Raw genomic sequence first — 17,716 nt, 5'->3', positions numbered from 1 at the left:
TACGGGGCTACTCCGCGGTCTGCCAGTGCCAGGTGCCGGGGCCGGCCAGGATGATGACCTCCGACTCGTCCAGGCAGCCAAGCCCTGTGACCGGTGTCGCGATCACCCTCTCTGCGGGCACGATCGCGCTCATCACGAAGCCGGGTCCCTCGTCCGTGGCGAAGCTGTGGGCGACGTCCGGGTCGAGGGAGAAGGCGGAGAGGGGGCGCAGCAGCGGGTCGGAGAGGGTGCTGCCGTCGGCTGTCCAACCGGCGGGTGGCCGCCCGTCGGGGGTGGCCAGGCCACGCCACACTGTCAGGGAGCCACGGTCCGCCTCGGCCAGGTGGTTCTGGGTGCGGTCCCACATCGCCGCGAGCATCGCCGCGTGGCCGGTACCGAAGGCGGCCCGCTGGTCGGCGGTCTCCCGCGCGATCTGGTCGGTGCTGGGCCAGTCGGCGGCCGGGTGCAGCCCGAAGGCGTCTCGTGCGGTCTCCTGAAGGGCGAGGGCCCGAGCGTCCTCGTCGTTGGAGGTCATCGCCCAGGTGGCGACCACCTGGTTGACGGCGTCGAGCCGCAAGAGCTCGCGTGCCCGGTCGGCATCAACGTGAATCCAGGATGCGTCCGCCGGGGAGTCGCCCGGCCAGGCGGTGTTGGCGATCCCGGTCGCGGGGTCCTCGTACGCGTGCACCTCCCCCGAGCGCACCTTGTCGAGCCAGGTCCGGTCGGGCTCCAGCAGCAGCGTCTCGTCCGGCATGTCCCGCAGGTCGCGGGTGATCCCCTCCACCACGTTCGCCTTGTACGCCCGGGCGACGCGCTCGCTGTGACCGTCGCGGAACACCAGGCCGTGCTGCTCCTCGTCGAAGCGGGGTTCGGAACGCGGCGCCCTGGATGGCCGGCTCGCGGCCGCCCGGATGCGTTCCAGGAGCGGGTTGAGCCCCGCGCCGGGGCCGTGCGCGAACCGCCCTCGGCCGTCTCGCGGGTGCAGGTCTTCGCGGAACGGCTCGGTCTTCCAGCGCAGGCGAAGGCGCACTTCACGAGCTACGGGGAGAGCCACTCGAACTCCTGGTGATTGTGCGCAAGTCGAACCGGTACGATCTCAGGAGAACTGCCTACCGTCGTGGTCTACTCACGGTTGGGGACGCCTGTGTCAACGAAGCCAGGCTGTGAAGTGCTGGCGGACCTCGTTCTCTAGTTCGTCAGGGGTCCGCTTCGATCGCATCTCGGCTGCCCAGGAGTCAGGACCAGCGTGCAGTTCATGCCACTTCGGTCGGGGAGCGTGCTGGATCCTGGTCCGCCCCGGATGACGGATGCTGAAACCCTCAAGGGTCGTGTTCCACAGCGGCTTGAACTCCGAGTTCAGCTCAGCCACGGCTGGCGCAATGAAGAGGTCGTCAATGAACAGCACTCGGACACAGAAGTCCATCGGGTCGAGGTTCCGGCTCTGGTCGAGGGTTCGGCAGTGCTCCTCGAGTCGCACGCTCACCGCGGGGGGCTTGAGATATGCGTCCATCGGCACCGACCCCGGCCCCTTCTGAACACCGCCCACGTACAGCGGAATCGACGTTCCGGAAACCGGGGCGTAGAGCTCGTTAGCACCGATGTAGTAGATCGCATAGATCCCCGAGTTCCGCGCCCATGAAGCGGCCTTCACAAGACTGGCGGCCTCGACCGAGCGGAACCGCTCGACGACGCTGTGTACCAGGCTCTCGGGCCGCAGCGGGTCGAAGCTGTACTCACGCAGGCGCGGGTCCGGCAGCTCCCGGATCCGGTACTCCTGGTCGCGGCTCCGGCGAGTCTCGGCAACCACGGATCGCGGTCGTGCTGCTTCCTCGTTGCGGGCGATCGCGAGAAGGTTCCGCAGCGGGACTGGGTCGGCGTTCAAGGTTCCCGCGAGCACCTCGATGGTTCGGTCGGACGGAGGCGGGCCGTCAGGGCTGAACGCCGCCGAGACCGTCGTTCTCGACAGGCTTCCCTCGCTGGCCACCTGCGCTTTGGTCTTCTGTGACCGGGCGAGCAAGTCGGCGAGGGCATCACTCAGTTGCTGCCGACCACTCTGGTCACCCATGGGGCTCACTCCTCGACTTACAGGTGTACAGTGTGTTCAATCCGGCGGATTGAACACGCGCTGAACGCTGGCGCGTTTCACACTCTCCCAATTCTCCAGGAAGGGCAGCCATGCGGGCTCTCGTGTTCGTGACCATCGCTCTGGCGAGCCTCGTCGTCGCTCTCGCCAGCGGCCTGCTCCGCTACTGGCGAACCCGTTCCTTCCCCGAAGCCGTAGAGCGAGGCGCTGCCGCCGCTGGCGCCACGCTCGCCCTCGGTGCCGCCTACCTGGCCGTCCTCTGGGTGAAGTGACGAGTGCGGCCAACCGGCTACTGACGGTCTCCGGCATCAGACAGCGACTCCGCCTCTCGCCGCAGGCTGTCCGACGCGGCCTTGCCGAACGGCTGGGTCAGGACGCGCCGGGCCGCTTCCTCCCGGGAGACGCGGAGCACCTGGGCGAGTCCGTCGAGCGTCGTGACGGGCTCGCCGTTCGCGTAGCGGATGTCCCAGCGCCGGCTGCGCAGCCAGTCCTCGTTGAGCTGCTGGCGGTCGCTGGGGGGCGTTCCGGTGGTCATGCTTCATCCTCACACGGGGGTACGGGCGCGGTGCTCGCGGTCCTGCGGTTGGACCGGGTAGTCAGTGTTCGAGTCGCCAGGCCAGGCGGCAGCGACAGTTGACGGACTGACCGGGCGGGGCGGTGGTGTCACCGGGGTGGCGCAGCAGGGCGCCGCCGATGGTGAAGGGCTGGCCGTAGGGCTGGGTCTGGCCGTCAGCCGCGTCGTGGTCGGGCCTGGTGCGGCCATCGTCGTGGGCGACCCAGCGACGGACCAGGCCGGTGTGGGCGCTGGCGGCGGCCTGGTCGCGGGCGCTCTCGACGGTGGCGGTGGCGAGGTGGTTCGCCTTGACGCTCGCCCAGCTCGCGAGAGAGCGGCCCCAGTCGCGGGTGGCCTCGGCGATGCCCGCCAGGCTCTTGCCCTCCAGGTCGGCGCCGGCCACGTCGTCGGCGAGGGCGTGGGCCTGCTTGGCGAGCCATGTGGTGAGAAGCGGGGCGATCGTGGGCCAGACGGCGACGGTGGCGGTGCTGGTCGAACCGAGGGCGGCGTGCAGCTCGGTCGCGGCCGTGGTGGCGGCCTGTTCGATGAGGGGCTGGAGGGTCTGGGCGGCCTCCTGCTGCCAGGTCGGGACGTCGATCACCTGGTCGACGGGCAGGTCCTTGACGCCGGTGCGGGCGGCGGTGTCGCCGCGGTTGTCCCAGTGCCGGGTGCCCTTGCGGTGCCGGGGGGAGTTGAGTCGGGCGACGGTGCGTTCCGTCCAGCGGGTTGCGAGCGTCTGGAGGGCGTCGTCCAGGCGGTCGCGGAGGGAGTCGGCCGCGGTGTCGTCCAGGACGAGGTCGGAGGTGGGCGTCAGGGCCTTGCCTGCGGCCGGCGCCGGGGGCGGTGTCGTGGCGTCGAGGGCCGGGGCGTCGGCGGCGCGGGCGGGCAGGGCGGTACGGCCGGAGGCCAGCCACAGGGCCCGGGTCGCTGGCGTATCGTCGATCTCGTCGGCGTACCCGGCGAGTTCGGCGTAGGAGCGGACGGAGCGGACGCCTGCGGCGACTTCCTCCCGGGCTTCGGACAGGCGCTTGGTGCGGGGCTCGCGCAGCACGTCCACGTCGGAGGTGTCGAAGTAGACCTCGTTGTCATCCCCGGCGTCGTCCTGGAAGGCGTCGGCCATCAACCGCAGGTGCGGCGGCATGGTGATCTCCCAGAACGTCGTCTTCTCGGCGCGGGCGTTGTCGAACGTCCTGCCCGAGGCGTTGCCGAGCTGGGACTCCGGGACACCGAACGCGGCGAGCAGTTCGACCTTGGAGATGGCGGCGACGGTCTCGTACGCCATGTCCCGGGGCGTGACGGAGGTGTCGGTGACGGTGACGTTGCCACCGCTCAGCACCGTCCATGCGCCTGCCGCGGACGGTCCCGTGGCGAACTTGGAACGCAGCAGGCGCAGTTCGTCGTCGTCCATGTCGCCGTCGATGCCGATCACGCCGCCGGGCCTGGCGTCGTTGTTGACGAACGACAGGTTGTAGTGGCGGGTGAAGAAGTCAAGGTCGGCGGACAGGCCGGCGGCCTCCAGCGGGGTGATGCCGCTGTACGGGTCGAGTGGGTGGGGCGTGCGGATCCACCGCACCTGCTCAACGTCGAGGTTGCGCAGTTCGCCGGTGATCGTGACGGTCTCGAAGTGGGAGATCAGGTCGCTGCCGGTGGAGGGCACGGGTCGGGTCCGGCCGGGTGGCAGCAGGTCGATGCGCAGCAGGTCGCCGCCGCGCGAGAAGGTCGGTTCGAGGAACACCCCGCGCTTGGAGAGCAGCAGTTGCATGCTGACCCGTTTCTTGAACGTCCACGCGCCCTCGGCGGGGTTGGCCCTGACGTTCATCGCGCGGTAGAGCGGGTGGGCGTCGTGGGGCGGCAGGGGCTCGTCGGAGGTGCCGCTGCGCGGGCGGACCCGCAGTGGCCGGTCGGCGGCGTGGTTGGAGATCGTGTCGACCGCCTTGTAGATCCACACCGCGCGTTCCATGCCGTCGCGCACCGCTCGTTCGACGGACCATGGCCGGGCCCGGTGAACGCCGGCGGGTGCCCAGTTGAGGGCGTACTCCGGTGCGGACTTGGTGGCCGGCGCCGGGCGGCGCAGGCTGGGGAACCAGCGGCGGGACATGGACCTCTCCTACTGCTCGTCGTGGTGGCCGAGGACGGCGGCGGCCGCGAACGCGGAAAGGCTGGTGCAGGCGAGGCCGAAGCGCGGGTCGGTGGCGTAGGCGGCCGCGTTGAGGCCGATGGTTCCGAGTACGAGCAGGATGACGGCGACGACGTCACGCACCCGGCGCGCAGTCAGGTGCGCGACGTCGTCCGTCAGATGGGGCTGGTGCCTGCTTGGTATGGTCACGGCAGGCAGGCTAGGCACTTCGTCGCCTAGCGTCCCGGCGGCTACTCCCGCATCCGGGTACCCGCGTCTCCGGGGTCCGGCTTGCGGAAGTTTTCCGCTGCGGCAACCTGGTGGCGGTGCTCGGGCGCGGGACGGCGCTTGCGGGTGCCGATGGGTCCGCCGTGGAGCATCGGGTCGGACGCCGCGCAGGGCTCTTCGCAGACCTCGTCGTAGGGCCGGCGGCAGCGGGTGCAGATCACGTCGGCGCTTTGGATCTTCGTTGTGGCCGGGACGCGGTAGATGCCGCGCCGGCGCGCGTAGGCGGCGCCTTGCGTGTCCACGGGGACGTACGCGGCGATCACCCACTCGTGGATGTCGGGGTTGGCGTCGTCGGTCGTCGTGCTGTCGGTGGTCAAGGCTGCACTCCCCTCGCCAGCGGACGCCCTGTGGGTGGGGGCCCGGTGGCAGCAGCGGTTGTTCGTCGTCCTGTTCTGCACGGGCCCGTGGTGCTGGTGGTCCCGTCTCGTTCGTCAGGCGCGGCGCGGTGGCCGCGCGTGTGGCCTTCGGGCGATGCCCGAAGGGGCGCTGTGGTCAGTGCTGGTAGGCGGATCTGGCGTCTTCCAGCATGGAGGCCTCGATGTCCCAGCCCTGCATGCCGAGGACGGCGAGTGCCGGCTCGGCGTTCGCGACTCGCGGCAGCGCGGTGACGGCGAGGTGGGCGGCCTCGGTGCCGGTGTGGATCACCGCTCCGATGGCTCCCAGGATGGCGTCGCAGGCGGCGCGGGCGCAGCGGTCGCCGGCTGCGGGGCCGATGACGACCAGGTGTCCGTCCGCGCCGAGGAGCGGGGTGTGCTGGTAGGCCACGGCGTGCCTGCGGGCAAGGTCGCCAAGTTCACGGCTGGCGCTGGGCGGTGCTGGCGCGAGGTTGAGCCACCAGGCTCCGGGCTCCAGGGCGTCGAGTGCACCGGCCGCCGGGTGGGCGAGTACCTCGCGAAGTTCGTCGATGTCCTCGATCAGGGTGAGGAGCGCTTGGGCTCCGGTAGCGGCTTCTCGGGGCGTCGGGTGGGTGGTGGGTCGGCGGCAGGCGGTGTCGGTGTCTGTGGTGCCCCAGGCGCGGACCGAGTAGTTCGCGGCGACAAGCCTGTCGGCGGTCTGATTTGCGCGGGAGTTCGACCCCAGCACGGCAAGAGTTCGCAAGTGTCCCCTCCATTTTGCGAGTTGCAGATTGGGGATTCCCCCCTTGATCGACCATAGATGGTGTGCGCTCTGTTGGGAATCTGCTCAATGCACAAGCCAGGTATCACCGTTGCACATCGGGCACAGTGAGCACTGGCACGATGGCTGTCCGTGTCGGGCGGACACGCCCTGCGGCACGAGCATCCCTCGGGCCTAACGGACGGGTAGCGGCAGCCGGATGCCGAACTGCACAGCGATCGCCAGGACGACGTCGTGTGCGTCGGCGGACTGGGCGAGGAGGTCCCGCTGGAGCAGACTCGTGGCCGTGCGCAGGCGCTTGCGGACAGTCTGCGCGTGGACGCCGAGAGCTTGGGCCGCGCCAGCGGTGTCGCCGTTGGAGAGCACCCACTCCCTGAGGGTGCGTCGCAGTTCTTCCGACAGCGGGTACAGGAACTCCCGCACCCAGACCCCGACCTCTGGGCTGGCCAGGTAGGTCTGGAGGTCGGCGGGTCCGGCGTGCGACGCTTCACCGCAGCTCTCGTCCATGAGCACGGCCTCCAGCGCGAGCGCGGTCACAGCGCGGTCGCGGATGCTGTCGAGATCGACACCGAGAATGCCGGCCGCGGAGCGCACCCTGTTCGTGATGGTGTTGCGGTGGGCTCCGGTGAGTTCGGCTGCCGCCCGCACGGAGGACTGCAGGGTGAGGGTGAGAGCCTGGATGAGCACATCCCTGTCCGCCGTCGCGCGCTGCCCAAGGAGAGGGTGCAGTACGACGGTGGCCCAGCCCGGGTAGAGCTGGTTGAGCAGTTCCGGCAGGTGCGCCTGCTCGGTGTAGAGCGCCGTCCTGTCGCCGAGCCGGGCGTTGGCGAGCGCCCGCAGGGCGTGCCGGTAAGACTGGGCGGTCTCGGCGATATGACGGACCGGGCTGCCCCCGAGGTAGCACTGGGGGTGGCGGGCGACCAGGGCGCGCAGCCTTTCGCCTACGTCGTCCCAGGTATCGCCGCCGGTGCTGGGCTGTGGGACGACGAGGATCAGGTGCGAGTCGTAGACCGGGCACCTGACGACGAGCGCGGCACCGTTGGCGTCTCGCCAGCACTCCTCGCGAAGGTGGTCACGTTCCTGCGGGCGGCTCTCCAGAAGGTAGACGCGCGCATGGTCCTGGTCGAGGAGGCCGGGGTAGAGGCTGGCGGCGGTGCGCCGGGCTTTGAAGACCTCGCCGGTCATCAGGAGCTGGAGGACGGCGACGTGCAGCGCGGACGCGGTGACCTCCTGGCCGTGGATGGCCGACTCGGCATCGGCCACGCTGAGGTGGAGCGCGAGCAGGTCGGCGGCGCGGCTAATCACCTGGGTGAGAGTGCGGTCGAAGGGCGATTCCCGGGCGACGGCGAGGACGGCTCGCGGCTTGGTGGTGCCGACGGCGACGAGGCGGATCTCGTCGCCGCCGTTCTCGAGCACGGCCGACTCAAGAGCGCCGGCCGCGACCTCCTCGATCTTGTCGGCGACGGTGGTGAGCTTGTGGGCGGAGCGCTGCGGCGCGGTGGCGACCAGTGCTCCGTCAGAGCCGACGAGTGCGACGCGGGCTGCGTGCTCGGTGGCGAGCCAGCGCACGATCCTGGCCAGGTGAAGGGCGTCCGGGGAGGGCCGGAGGTGTCCGAGCAGCTGGTCGCGCCAGGTGATCGCCCGGCGCAGGTCGTGCAGCCGCTCGCGCGTCACAGCCTCGGCGATGTCGGTCCAGGATGTGCGGCTGGGCAGGGTGAGGAGCGGGACGCGCAGGCGCTCCATGGAGTGCGCCAGCTCGGGTGGGATGTAGCCGGTGGCGGAGACGACGGCGAGGGCCGCGATGCCGGCGCGGGCTGCGCGGGTGGCGAGCTGTTCGAAGGGCAGGTCGCTGTCAGCCCAGTCGTCTAGGTTCGCCACGGCGAGGGTTTCGGTCAGGCTGCCAGGCCGGACGCGGTCGCCGGGATGGAGGGGCGAGACGGATTTGATCACGCGGGCCAGGGCGCCCGGGGCCGTACCTGGGAATTCCCTGAGTCCGAATTCACGCATCCCGGTGAGATGCTCCAGCGCTGGCATTCGTCCCCCTCAGCATGGCGACACGGATCGCGCTCATGCCAAGGAATCAGGACCCCCCTGCTTGGCATGGCTGATTCGCCCCGGTGGATACGCCATCCAAACCCTCGCCCATCTCCCCTGTCAACATGAATACTTGAGATATGCATTGCAGGCATATTGCCTTGCACATTCACGCAAGCAAGGGATTATCTGACCTTCCATCAGACGATCATGCGGACGCGGCGGCGGCCGGTCTGCGGCTCGTAGGGGGCGAGGAGGACGGCCTCGGCTCGGTCCGGCGAGCGGACCCCGCGCCGCTGCATCGAGCGCTTGGATTCGATGACGGTGTGTCCGCTGGAGTCGGTCGACATCTTGGGCGCGGACAGCTGGGCCTGGGCGCGGCGGTCGATGCGCAGCCGTATCGATCCCTGGCCGTGGGGAGACAGCAGCGCCCTCATCGCCAGCCACATCTCGTCCCGTTTGCTGGAGGGGCGCAGCGTCGCGGCCTCGTCTTCGCGGCCGGTGCCTTCGCTGGCGATCACTGTGACGATCTCCCCGCGGTGGAGGCCTTCGCGCCGCCAGGCCTCCAGCAGGCCGGCGACGCCCCAGCCGACGCCGACGCCGTCGATCTTGACGCGCACCGGCGTGGTGCTGCCGATTGCGTCGGCGAGCCGTTGGGCGGCTTCGATCTCGCGCAGGACGACCCCGGCGACGACCACCGGGTCGGCGTTGTCCTGGCCGGCGGCGGCGTGGCGCAGCTCTATGAGGTCGCCGACGGATCGGGCGATCGCGAACTCGTCGCCGCCGCCCGCCGCCACGTCCACTCCGAGTCGCACCCACGCGCCGTGCTTGACCCGGTGGCGGCTGGTCTCGCCGTCGAGGCCGAGGGCGTTGAGGGGCGTGAAGTCCGGGCCGTCCCGTTCCGGGGCGTCGCTGGCGCGCTCTACCCAGGAGGAGGGGATGGCTCGGGCCTGGCCGCCCCGGGGGAAGCGGGCGTGGACCTTCGCCGCGACGAACGGCGCGTCCTCACCGTGGTCGCGGATGGTGTCCTCGACCCACTGCGGGTCCACGAGGTGGGAGGCGAGCAGGTGGGCGGGGGTCTGGGGCGGGCAGGCGCGGCAGCGCCGGGTCCGCTCGCCGGACAGCAGCGGGGTGTCGTAGACGCTGATGGGCAGGACGTGCACCCCAGGGTCGGCGCAGGTCTGCTCGAACCACGAGCCCTCGTCGTCGCTGGGCGGGTTGCCGATCAGCAGCGCGCGGGTGTGTTCGCCGGTGAGGGCACCGCGCATGGCGGCGCCGATGACCCGGCCGATGCCGCCGGCCTCGTCCACGATGAACATCAGGCGGGGTGCGTGGATGCCCTGGACGGCGGACTCGTCGTGGTCGGGGGCGCTGAAGCCATAGGCGACCACCACGTCGGTGCCGTGGTGGTCGGGCATCTTCCACTGAGTGACGCCGACCTCGCCGGGCAGTCCCGCGCGGGCGACGATCTGACGAATGTGGGGCCACATCTGCCGCTGGACCTGGCGGGCCCGGGTGGCGGTGGTGACGGTCAGGGCGGTGCCCGGGGGGTGGACGACTGAGGACCAGACGGCCGCCCGGGCGGCGATGTGGGTCTTGCCGGATCCGAAGCAACTGGGGACGGCGACGCGGCGGTGGTTGACCAAGGCGTCGAGGATGTCGCGCTGGCGGGTCCACTGGGACTCGCCGAGGACGTCCTCGACGAAAGCCACGGGGTCGTCGGCCCACAAGGCGTAGGGGGTGCCAGCCTCCGCGCTGGCCGCTGCGAGGACCTGCGCCCAGTCGGCGGCGTCGAGGGTGGCGTAGAAGCGTCGGCGGATGGCGGGGGCCGAGGCAGACAGGTCGGCATAGAGGCGGCGCCCCAGCCTGCCGGGGCGGCGCGCGGGCACCGCAAGCAGTGGCTTGGTCACGCTACCCCCTTGGGCGGGCTGCCGGTCGGCGGCAACGGTGCCTGAACAGCGGCGGGGTGTCGCGCCGAGAAAACCCGCCATAACTTACCTGCATCTTCTTTATAGACTTAGGTCAACTTTCCTGCGAGGCTGGTACCGCCAGCCGGGGACCGCGAGCCCCCGGCCCCGACCTCAAGGAGACCCACCATGGCCCTGACCACCCGAGTCACCGCCCGGCACGCAGCAGTCGCCTTCGCCATCACCACAGCCTTCACCACCGGCATGGCCATCAGCACCCAACCGACCTCGGCCCCTGCCAACCCGGCGACCGTGATGCTCAGCCCCGCCCCTGCGCAGCCCCTGACTGCTCCCGTCCTGACCGTCCCTACTGCCCCGACCGCCCCGGACACCCGCTTCTCCCCGGCGGCCACGTGCCCCGCCCCGCCCCTACCGAGGCTCCGAGCCCGGCGGCCGTCACCTTGCCCGAGGTACCCGGCACGGCCACCGTCACCGCCCCGGCCGTCACGGTCACGGCCACGGAGCCCGCCCCGACCGTCACCGTGACCGTCACCACCACCCAGGTCGTGACCGCCCCGACCGTCACGGCCCCGACACCGTCCCCGACCGCCACCCTGCTCCCGACGCTGGCCCCTTCCCCGACCCCGACCGTTCCCCGCAGCCCCCAGCCGACTCACTGACCTGACCCCGGGGCTCCTCGGCCAGAGGAGCCCCGGCCCGGCAGGGACAGCACCCAGCCCCGGCTCGTCTTCGTCGCCACCACCCCGAGCTGTCGGCGGGCACGCTGCACCGTCCGAGGAGCGAGCCCGACGGCGGCCGCCGCAGCCAGCACCTCCCGAGCCGACGCCGGGCCGCCCGCCAACATGCTGCTCAAGAAGGCGTAGGCGCTGGTGCTCGCCGGCCGCCGACGCCGCAGATCCGCGCCAGCCATCGCCTCGTTGCGCCCGCGCGCGAAGCGGCTGCTCCACACCACCGGCCGCGTGCGGCCCGCCTGGTGGAACTGCAAGCCGCCCATCACCGTCCACGCTCCGGTGGACACCGGCACCAGGGCCATCGCCCCGTCCGCACCGTGAACAGCCATGTGCACCGCGGCCGTGAACGAGGACCGCGACGCCTCCTGCGCCCGGCGCGAAGACGACCAACCCGCGCGCTTAGATGCGTCCCGCACCGCCAGGACCGCCGTGCCGACGCGCTGCGCGAGTTCCGCGAGCACCTGCAACGCCCTCTCGACGGGTACCCGGTACGGGCAGATCGTCATGAGGTCCAGTACCACCAGTTCGGGGCGACGCTCGCGTAGGAACCGCTCCACCTGGTCGGCGTCGCCGGGCAGGCGCAGCCCTTGCTGCCCACCGCGCCCGCCCAAGATGGCAGCCACCTCGACCCGCTCGCTGCCCGGTCCGCAGGCCTCCAGCAGTTCCGCCGCCTGCCCGACCGTCTGCGGTGATGCGAGCACCAGCACGGTGCGCGCCGCCTGGGGCTGCTGCCCGTCCGGCAGGACCGCCGCCGTCGCCGCCCGCACCGCGACGTCCAAGGCCACCGCCATGGTGCTCACGCCGTCCTCCCCGTCGATCAGGCTCACGCCCGCCGACGGCACGTACCCGGGCCAGATCCAACCCGGGCCGTCCTCGAACGCCGGCGGCGCGGCCACCACGTACTCCGGGCCCAGCCGCAGCGCCGCCGAGATGTCCTGCGTCTCGCATCCGTCGGCCAGGCAGTCCAGTTCCACACGGCCGTCCCCGGCGGCGAGCACCAGCAGGGAGCCCTGCCGGTCGTCGTGAGCCGGGCACCGCGCCAGCCAGCCGCCCTCGGTCGGCCGGACGTTCCCCCATCGGCGCAGCGCTGCCAGCACCGTTTCGTACTCCTGCGCCACGCGCCCGTTCCTCCATCGCTCTGATCTCAACTTGGCTGCCGCTATTGGCTGGTTCAGCCCCCCACCCTCAAGACTCGCGAGGAAGCGAAGAGTTGTACTCCGAATTCCGCGCGATGCACGTGGCCGCGTGCGGAAGGTGCAGCCGCTCGTACGACAGCAGCGGCAGCTCTGCGGTAGGCCGGCGCGAGCGGATGGTGCCGGTGCCGTCCCGGTAGACCGCGGTGTTGCCGAGCGTGCAGGGGTTCACGTCCACGGCCAGCCGCGCGCCAGCGACAGTGATGGTCCAGTGCACCGCCGTACCGCACCAGCGGCACCGGGCGAGACCTCGCTGCGGCAGCACGCTCATGCTTCTCCGGCGTGCGGGTCGGAGCCGACGAGCAGTGCCGCCACCTGCCGCCAGCCGAACAGGGCGACGGCGTGGGCCTGGCCGTGGTCGGCGATCGCCTCCAGCACCTCCAGCGGGTCGGGGGCGGCCGCGCGGCCTCCGGGAAGCGCGGCCATCAGCGGCCGCTGTCCCGGCATCGGTGCCGCGCCTGCGGGCCGGCCCCCGCCACCCGGCGGTTCGGGGAGCAGCGTCAACGACCTGTCAGTGGGCCCGGATTCCTGGTCGCGGGCGATCTCGTTCTCAATCGAGGCCAGCCGGTCCGCCACGCTCACCTGCGCCGCGTAGGCCGCTCCTCGGCGTGCCGCAGCACGGCGGCCGCGCCCGGCAAGACGGCCGGACGCCGCTAGTCCAGGCTGCTGCCGCTGCTCGCGCACCCATTTGCGCCACATGGCCTGCCAGTCGGCGCCGAGGGTGGCGCGGCCCCGGTGCCAGTCCGTGAACGCCGCCGTCACGGCCGACAGTCCGGCCGGGCCGCCAAGGCGGTCCAGGTGACCGTCGCCCGCCGCCCACGCCAGCGCCGCAGCGTCCGGCCAGAAGCCGTCGGGCAGGGGGTGCCGGCGCGCCGCCGGCCCCCACCCACCTGCACCTTCCCCACCCACACCAGCCCCCTCCCTACGGGAGGGGCGGGGAGGGGCCGGGCGCGCACGAGGACGCGGGACGTCCCCCCGGGATGCGGGCGGCTGGCCTGCACAGTCCTCGTCAGATGGGGCACAGTTTGGTCCCGGACCGTCGTCGGAATCGTCGCCGTTCGGCGGCGGGTTGCGCTGCTGGCGCTTCTTCTCGGCCGCGCGCCGGCGCCTCTCCTGGACCTGGCGGCGGCTCGGGTTGGCGTCCAGGTAGCCATGCATCACGTAGTCGCCGCGCCGCGGTTGCGGGCAGCGCGAGCATGCGTGTCCGGCCTCGTGCCACAGCCCGGAGGCGAGCAGCTTGGCGATCTGCGTGGCGGTGCCGCTCCTCGCCGCGACCGCAGCGGGGATCACCCCGTCGGTCAGGTGTGCGCTCGCGTAGGCGCCGCAGCGCACCCACAGTCCGACGGCCGCGTTGCCCGCGGCGAGGATCTTGGGGTGGTCGTCCGTACTGTCGCCGACGGCGAACCAGGGCATGCCGGTGATCTCCTACCAGAGTGAGGTGCCGGGTCCGCAAGCCGGCACGGCGGTTGAGGGGCGACGGCAGCGCTCAGGCAGCGGTGTCGGCGGTGTGGTCGAGGCCCAGCAGGACGCGCAGCTTCGCGGTCGGCACGAGGAGGCGGCGGCCGACCGCGATCGTCGGGATGTCGCCGCGCCGGGCGGCGTTGTAGCTGGCAGCGCGCTCAAGGCCGAGAATGCGGCCGGCCTCGGGCACGGTCATCGTCGGCTGGACCTGCGGGTCGGGAAGCGCGGGAACGGGGCTCGTCGTCATGCCCGCACTGTGGCCCGCGCCGGGCCCTACCGTCCCGCCGTCCACGGCCGGTTCGGGCAGTTCCCGTGTGTGCCGCACCGGCCGCACCGATACACCGAAGGCCACATCTGTGCAGGTCAGAACCCATGCAAGCCGAGAATGGCGGTCTTACCGGGGGATTGCATGCCGCCCGGGCCGGGCGTCTTCGACCACGCGGTACCAGGGCGACGACCGTACGGCGGGGGCGTTCCGGCCTCTTTCTCGTCTACCCCGGTCCATGCCCGTCCATGTCGGCGGCAGCGCTGCTGCCCCTGTCCAGCCTCGGCGCGACCCAACGCCCCCGCCGGCCGTACGGTCGCGGCCAACTCCCCACCGCCGCACCGGCCTGTGCCCTGACCAGCACGGCTTTGGTGACTGTGGGCGTGCCGTAACCGTCGCCCCAACCAACGGGGCCCGAGGGACGATTGAGAGAGATGAGCGAGCGCGATCCGAAGAACGACACCCCGGGGTCGGTGTACCGCCGCTGCGCCTGCCGCGAACCCGTCCTGGACGACAATAGGCAGCCCGTGCTGGACGCCGGCGGAAAGCCGAAGATGCGCGAACTCGGCGCCCGCTGCCCGAAGCTGAAAGGCAAGAAGGCCCACGGCACGTGGTGGTACTACCTCAAGCTCAAGCCCGGCGCCGACGGCAAGCCCAAGCGGGACCGCAAGGGCGGCTACCCGGACAAGGACGCCGCCGTAGCCGCCCTGAAGAAGGCCATCGCGAAGGTCGACCGCCGCGAGGTGATCGACCACCGCACCACCGTCGCCCAGTACCTGATCAAGTGGCTGGAGCAGCGCAAGACCCTGGAGCCGACGACCGTCAGCTCCTACGAGAGCCACATCCGGATCTACCTGATCCCCGCGCTCGGCCACATCAAGCTGGAGGACCTGACCGCCGAGCCGATCACCGACATGTTCGACGCGATCCAGGCCCGCAACATCATCATCGCCTACGAGCTCGCGATGATCGCCAAGGCCCGCGCCGAGTACGCCGAGTGGAAGGCCCTGTACGGGCGCAAGCCGGGCCGGCCGAAGAGGAACGCCTCGCCTCCGCCGGTGCCCGCGCCGGAGATACCCAAGCGCGAGCCCCACGCCCAGATGCGCATCGTCTCCCCGGCGACCATGCAGCGCATCCGCGCCACCCTGCGCTCCGCCCTCACGGCGGCGGTCAAGAAAGGTCAGGTCAGCCGGAACTGGGCGAGCCTGATCGACCTGCCCTCCGGCAAGCGCCCGAAGGCGCTGCTGTGGACGCCGGAGCGGGTGGAGGCGTGGGAGCGCACCGGCGAGAAGCCGTCGAAGGTCATGGTGTGGACCCCGGAGCAGGCCGGTCAGTTCCTCGACGGCATCGAGGGGGACTGGCTGCGCGCATTCTGGCACCTGGCCATTTTCCGGGGGCTGCGCCGGGGCGAGGGCGCCGGCTTCGCCTGGCCCAAGGCCAACCTCGAGACGGCCGTCATCACCGTGGACTGGCAGGTGGTCACGGTGAAGGGCAAACCGCTCGGGAAGGCCCCGAAGCAGGACAGCGAGCGCACGCTCGCCCTCGACAGCCACACCCTCCAGGAACTGCGGGACCACCGTGACCGGATGGCCGAGGCCCGTCGCGACGCGACCGAAGCCGGACGGCCGTGGCCGGTGACCGACAAGGTGTTCGTCCGCGAGGACGGCAGCGAAATCAACCCGGACTACCTCACCGACCGGTTCGAGCTGCTGTGCAAGAAGCTGGGCCTGCCGCCCGTGCGCCTGCACGACCTGCGGCACCTCGCGGCCACCCTGCTGCTCGGCGCGGGCGCGGACCTCAAGGTCGTGCAGGAGGTACTCGGCCACGCCACGTACGTGCTGACCGCCGACACCTACACCTCCGTCCTGCCCTCCCTCGACCGCGAGAACGCCGAGAAAGCCGCCGCTCTCGTCCCGATGAAGTCCCGCAAGAGCACCAGCGCCCCACTCGTGCACCTGCTGGTCCTCGACGGCATCGAGGTCGCCATGACCAATGAGGTGACCCCCGGATTGTGGACACAGGGGTTTACGCCGCGAGTGAGAGTTTAGCCGTCGTGCGTTGCTGTTGTTCGAACTCCATCGGGGAGAGGTAGGCCAGTGCGCTGTGGCGTCGCCTTGCGTTGTAGTACGTGAGCCATCGCAGGATCACCATTCGGGCCTGCTCCATCGTGGAGAACAGCGTCCTGAACAGAGCTTCTCGTTTGAGGCTCTGCCACAGGCTCTCGGCCAGGGCGTTGTCGTAACTGGAGCCGACCCGACCCATGCTGCGTCGGATCCCGTACCGGTCGCAGACGTCCGCGAACGCGGCTGAGGCGTATTGCGACCCGCGATCGGAGTGGAACACCACCCCGGCTACCTCGCCGCCCCGGGCTGCCACTGCCATCTCAAGGGCGTTGACGACCAGTTCGGCCCGCATGTGCGGGGCCATCGACCAGCCCAGGACCCGGCGTGAGCAGATGTCGATCACGCAGGCCAGGAACAGCCACCGGCCGCCGACCTGGATGTAGGTGATGTCGCCGCACCAGCGCTGGTCGAGCCGGGAGGCGGTGAAGTCCCGCTGCACCAGGTCCGGCACCGGCGGCGCCACCGGATCGGGGAGGGTGGTCCGCTTCCGGCGGCGAAGGTGGCGGCCGATGATGCCGTGCTCGCGCATCAGCCGTGCCACCCGCTTGCGGTTCACGTGGTGTCCGGATCCTTGCAGGTCGGCATGAACGCGCAGGACTCCGTAGGTCTCGCCCGAGACGGCGTGGATCTCGCGGATCTCCGCCGCCAGGGCCTGATCGGCTGCCTGCCGACTGGCACGGGCGTCCGCACCGGCCAACCACCGGTAGTAGCCCGAGCGGGAGACCTGCAGCACCCGGCACAGCCGCTGGACGCCGAACTCGCCGGCATACTCGGAGATGAAGTCCCAGCGGCGGGACGTCACTTCATCTCCTTGGCAAAATACTGGGCCGCCCGGCGGAGGATCTCCCGCTCCAGCTGCCACTCCTTCTCCGCCTTCAACAGTCGGGCGTTCTCCGCTCGCAAGCGGGCCAGCTCCTCCTGGTGGCCCTCCGGTCCCGACCCACTGGCTGGAGCTTGCCCGCCGCCGTCGGCCGCACGAACCCACAACCGCAGCGTCTCCCGGGTGACCCCCAGGTCAGCCGCGACGTCCTTCATCGTCCGCCGCCCCGCCGAGGCCCGCCACAACGCCACCGCGTCCGCCCGGAACTCCGGCGTGTACTTCCGCCCTGCCATATGAACCATCTTCCCGGACCATCAAGATCCGCCATCAGAGTGTCCACATCACAGGGGTCACCTCACAACGCCGAGGACGCCCAGGCCATCGTGGACCTGTGGAACGACCTCCTGGCGCACGGCTATGCCAGAGTGAACGACCTCCCCGTCGTGATGCCGAGCAAGCGCACCCGCTGGTCCGGCCGAGGCCGGCTATGGGAAAGGCAGCCCCGCCACGAGCAGGTGTACTCCACCGTGGCGAGCCTCGACCGTCGTTCCGGTAAGCGCATCTACCAGCTGCCGCTCACCGGCCAACCGTGCTTCGAGTTCGAACACGACCTCTTCACCGACCAAGCCGCCGTCACCACCGTGGAACTCCGACACGGCCTGCGCGGACCCGTCGAGGTCGTAGCCCGTGGCACAGACGAGGCAGCGGTGAAGGGCGCGTTCGTACAAGCCCTGGAGGAGGCCACGCAGCTCTACAGCGCCAACTACCCCGAGGCCGACGATGACGGTCCCCCGGGCGGGATCGTCACGGCATAACGGCCCTTGGGCAGACCTGTGGGGCCGGAGCGTTCTGCTCCGGCCCCCGCTGCCTGCTGCGCCCCCACCACGCCAACCACACGGCGGCGGTGCTGCCCCGCGCATGGCCGGAACCATCCAGTACGCCCCATCAGGGCCGCAGCAGGCTGGACCCGCCGTACTACTGCCAAGCCTGGGCGACAGCCTCAACCTGGTCACCCGGACACAAGGG

General features: G+C 71.0%; 18 protein-coding genes. 4 read left to right on the top strand and 14 right to left on the bottom strand.

From position 1 onward, the window contains the following. Positions 1–7 precede the first annotated feature (7 nt). Both ACIOGZ_RS03575 and ACIOGZ_RS03570 read right to left on the bottom strand, forming a co-directional pair. Positions 8–1,033, bottom strand: coding sequence for a hypothetical protein (locus tag ACIOGZ_RS03575; protein WP_363629090.1), 1,026 nt, complete (start codon positions 1,031–1,033; stop codon positions 8–10). A gap of 93 nt (positions 1,034–1,126) precedes the next feature. Further along, positions 1,127–2,044, bottom strand: a complete 918-nt coding sequence (locus ACIOGZ_RS03570) for an Eco29kI family restriction endonuclease (protein WP_363629091.1) — start codon at positions 2,042–2,044, stop codon at positions 1,127–1,129. A 110-nt stretch (positions 2,045–2,154) separates the two neighbouring features. Between ACIOGZ_RS03570 and ACIOGZ_RS03565 the strand changes: the two genes are divergently transcribed. Next, entirely contained in the window at positions 2,155–2,334 is a 180-nt protein-coding gene (locus ACIOGZ_RS03565) for a hypothetical protein (protein WP_363629093.1), read from the top strand. Positions 2,335–2,351: 17 nt separating this feature from the next. Here the strand turns inward: ACIOGZ_RS03565 and ACIOGZ_RS03560 are convergent, their stop codons facing one another. The 7 genes from ACIOGZ_RS03560 to ACIOGZ_RS03530 all read right to left on the bottom strand — a co-directional run bounded on the left by ACIOGZ_RS03560 (position 2,352) and on the right by ACIOGZ_RS03530 (position 10,079). Then, complete coding sequence (locus tag ACIOGZ_RS03560) at positions 2,352–2,597, bottom strand: hypothetical protein (protein WP_363629094.1); 246 nt, start codon at positions 2,595–2,597, stop codon at positions 2,352–2,354. Between the two features lie 61 nt (positions 2,598–2,658). Then, complete coding sequence (locus ACIOGZ_RS03555; protein ID WP_363629096.1) at positions 2,659–4,713, bottom strand: phage portal protein; 2,055 nt, start codon at positions 4,711–4,713, stop codon at positions 2,659–2,661. 9 nt (positions 4,714–4,722) lie between these two features. Then, the gene (locus ACIOGZ_RS03550; protein ID WP_363629097.1) at positions 4,723–4,941 is read right to left on the bottom strand and encodes a hypothetical protein; all 219 of its coding nucleotides are present in this window, start codon (positions 4,939–4,941) and stop codon (positions 4,723–4,725) included. Between the two features lie 41 nt (positions 4,942–4,982). Further along, on the bottom strand, positions 4,983–5,336 hold the full coding sequence (locus ACIOGZ_RS03545; RefSeq protein ID WP_363629099.1) for a hypothetical protein: 354 nt from the start codon (positions 5,334–5,336) through the stop codon (positions 4,983–4,985). A gap of 175 nt (positions 5,337–5,511) precedes the next feature. Next, a complete protein-coding gene (locus ACIOGZ_RS03540) occupies positions 5,512–6,117 on the bottom strand; it encodes an NAD(P)-binding domain-containing protein (RefSeq protein ID WP_363629100.1) in 606 nt (201 codons plus the stop codon). A 192-nt stretch (positions 6,118–6,309) separates the two neighbouring features. Further along, positions 6,310–8,013: a helix-turn-helix domain-containing protein gene (locus ACIOGZ_RS03535; RefSeq protein WP_363629102.1), complete on the bottom strand. Its 1,704-nt coding sequence runs from the start codon at positions 8,011–8,013 to the stop codon at positions 6,310–6,312. Between the two features lie 356 nt (positions 8,014–8,369). After that, the gene (locus ACIOGZ_RS03530; RefSeq protein ID WP_400984666.1) at positions 8,370–10,079 is read right to left on the bottom strand and encodes a DEAD/DEAH box helicase family protein; all 1,710 of its coding nucleotides are present in this window, start codon (positions 10,077–10,079) and stop codon (positions 8,370–8,372) included. Positions 10,080–10,537: 458 nt separating this feature from the next. Here ACIOGZ_RS03530 and ACIOGZ_RS03525 point away from each other — a divergent pair, with 458 nt between their 5' ends. After that, positions 10,538–10,756, top strand: coding sequence for a hypothetical protein (locus tag ACIOGZ_RS03525; protein WP_363629105.1), 219 nt, complete (start codon positions 10,538–10,540; stop codon positions 10,754–10,756). Here ACIOGZ_RS03525 and ACIOGZ_RS03520 read toward each other — a convergent pair. The 4 genes from ACIOGZ_RS03520 to ACIOGZ_RS03505 all read right to left on the bottom strand — a co-directional run bounded on the left by ACIOGZ_RS03520 (position 10,750) and on the right by ACIOGZ_RS03505 (position 13,729). After that, positions 10,750–11,946 carry a hypothetical protein gene (locus ACIOGZ_RS03520; protein ID WP_363629106.1) on the bottom strand — a complete coding sequence of 399 codons (1,197 nt, stop codon included), beginning with the start codon at positions 11,944–11,946 and terminating at the stop codon, positions 10,750–10,752. The genes ACIOGZ_RS03525 and ACIOGZ_RS03520 overlap by 7 nt on opposite strands. Positions 11,947–12,013: 67 nt before the next feature. Beyond that, the gene (locus tag ACIOGZ_RS03515) at positions 12,014–12,292 is read right to left on the bottom strand and encodes a hypothetical protein (RefSeq protein WP_363629108.1); all 279 of its coding nucleotides are present in this window, start codon (positions 12,290–12,292) and stop codon (positions 12,014–12,016) included. Further along, positions 12,289–13,434, bottom strand: a complete 1,146-nt coding sequence (locus ACIOGZ_RS03510; RefSeq protein ID WP_363629110.1) for a hypothetical protein — start codon at positions 13,432–13,434, stop codon at positions 12,289–12,291. The genes ACIOGZ_RS03515 and ACIOGZ_RS03510 overlap by 4 nt, the downstream gene beginning before the upstream one ends. Before the next feature lie 73 nt (positions 13,435–13,507). Continuing rightward, positions 13,508–13,729 (bottom strand): helix-turn-helix domain-containing protein, encoded by a 222-nt coding sequence (locus ACIOGZ_RS03505; RefSeq protein ID WP_363629111.1) that lies wholly within the window; start codon positions 13,727–13,729, stop codon positions 13,508–13,510. 452 nt (positions 13,730–14,181) lie between these two features. Here ACIOGZ_RS03505 and xerC point away from each other — a divergent pair, with 452 nt between their 5' ends. Then, a complete protein-coding gene (gene xerC / locus ACIOGZ_RS03500) occupies positions 14,182–15,795 on the top strand; it encodes a tyrosine-type recombinase/integrase (RefSeq protein WP_363629113.1) in 1,614 nt (537 codons plus the stop codon). On the opposite strand, the gene ACIOGZ_RS03495 is transcribed toward xerC, so the two are convergent. Beyond that, positions 15,773–16,983 (bottom strand): IS3 family transposase gene (locus ACIOGZ_RS03495; RefSeq protein ID WP_400984660.1). Its coding sequence is split into 2 segments (ribosomal slippage): positions 15,773–16,737 and positions 16,737–16,983, totalling 1,212 coding nucleotides; the frame shifts between segments, so codons are not numbered across the junction. The two genes, xerC and ACIOGZ_RS03495, sit on opposite strands and share 23 nt — an antisense overlap. Positions 16,984–17,022: 39 nt before the next feature. Here ACIOGZ_RS03495 and ACIOGZ_RS03490 point away from each other — a divergent pair. Continuing rightward, positions 17,023–17,505 carry a hypothetical protein gene (locus tag ACIOGZ_RS03490; protein WP_363629116.1) on the top strand — a complete coding sequence of 161 codons (483 nt, stop codon included), beginning with the start codon at positions 17,023–17,025 and terminating at the stop codon, positions 17,503–17,505. Positions 17,506–17,716: the final 211 nt, after the last annotated feature.

This window comes from Kitasatospora sp. NPDC088160, assembly GCF_044741445.1.
Lineage (GTDB): Bacteria > Actinomycetota > Actinomycetes > Streptomycetales > Streptomycetaceae > Kitasatospora.
This window is presented reverse-complemented; position numbering and strand designations above follow the sequence as displayed.

What these genes read in the sequence shown, in the direction of transcription:
- ACIOGZ_RS03570 (WP_363629091.1), bottom strand. Translation starts at nt 2,044, where the DNA reads ATGGGTGACCAGAGTGGTCGGCAGCAACTGAGTGATGCCCTCGCCGAC.
- ACIOGZ_RS03565 (WP_363629093.1), top strand. Translation starts at nt 2,155, where the DNA reads ATGCGGGCTCTCGTGTTCGTGACCATCGCTCTGGCGAGCCTCGTCGTC.
- ACIOGZ_RS03560 (WP_363629094.1), bottom strand. Translation starts at nt 2,597, where the DNA reads ATGACCACCGGAACGCCCCCCAGCGACCGCCAGCAGCTCAACGAGGAC.
- ACIOGZ_RS03555 (WP_363629096.1), bottom strand. Translation starts at nt 4,713, where the DNA reads ATGTCCCGCCGCTGGTTCCCCAGCCTGCGCCGCCCGGCGCCGGCCACC.
- ACIOGZ_RS03515 (WP_363629108.1), bottom strand. Translation starts at nt 12,292, where the DNA reads ATGAGCGTGCTGCCGCAGCGAGGTCTCGCCCGGTGCCGCTGGTGCGGT.
- ACIOGZ_RS03510 (WP_363629110.1), bottom strand. Translation starts at nt 13,434, where the DNA reads ATGCCCTGGTTCGCCGTCGGCGACAGTACGGACGACCACCCCAAGATC.
- ACIOGZ_RS03505 (WP_363629111.1), bottom strand. Translation starts at nt 13,729, where the DNA reads ATGACGACGAGCCCCGTTCCCGCGCTTCCCGACCCGCAGGTCCAGCCG.
- xerC (WP_363629113.1), top strand. Translation starts at nt 14,182, where the DNA reads ATGAGCGAGCGCGATCCGAAGAACGACACCCCGGGGTCGGTGTACCGC.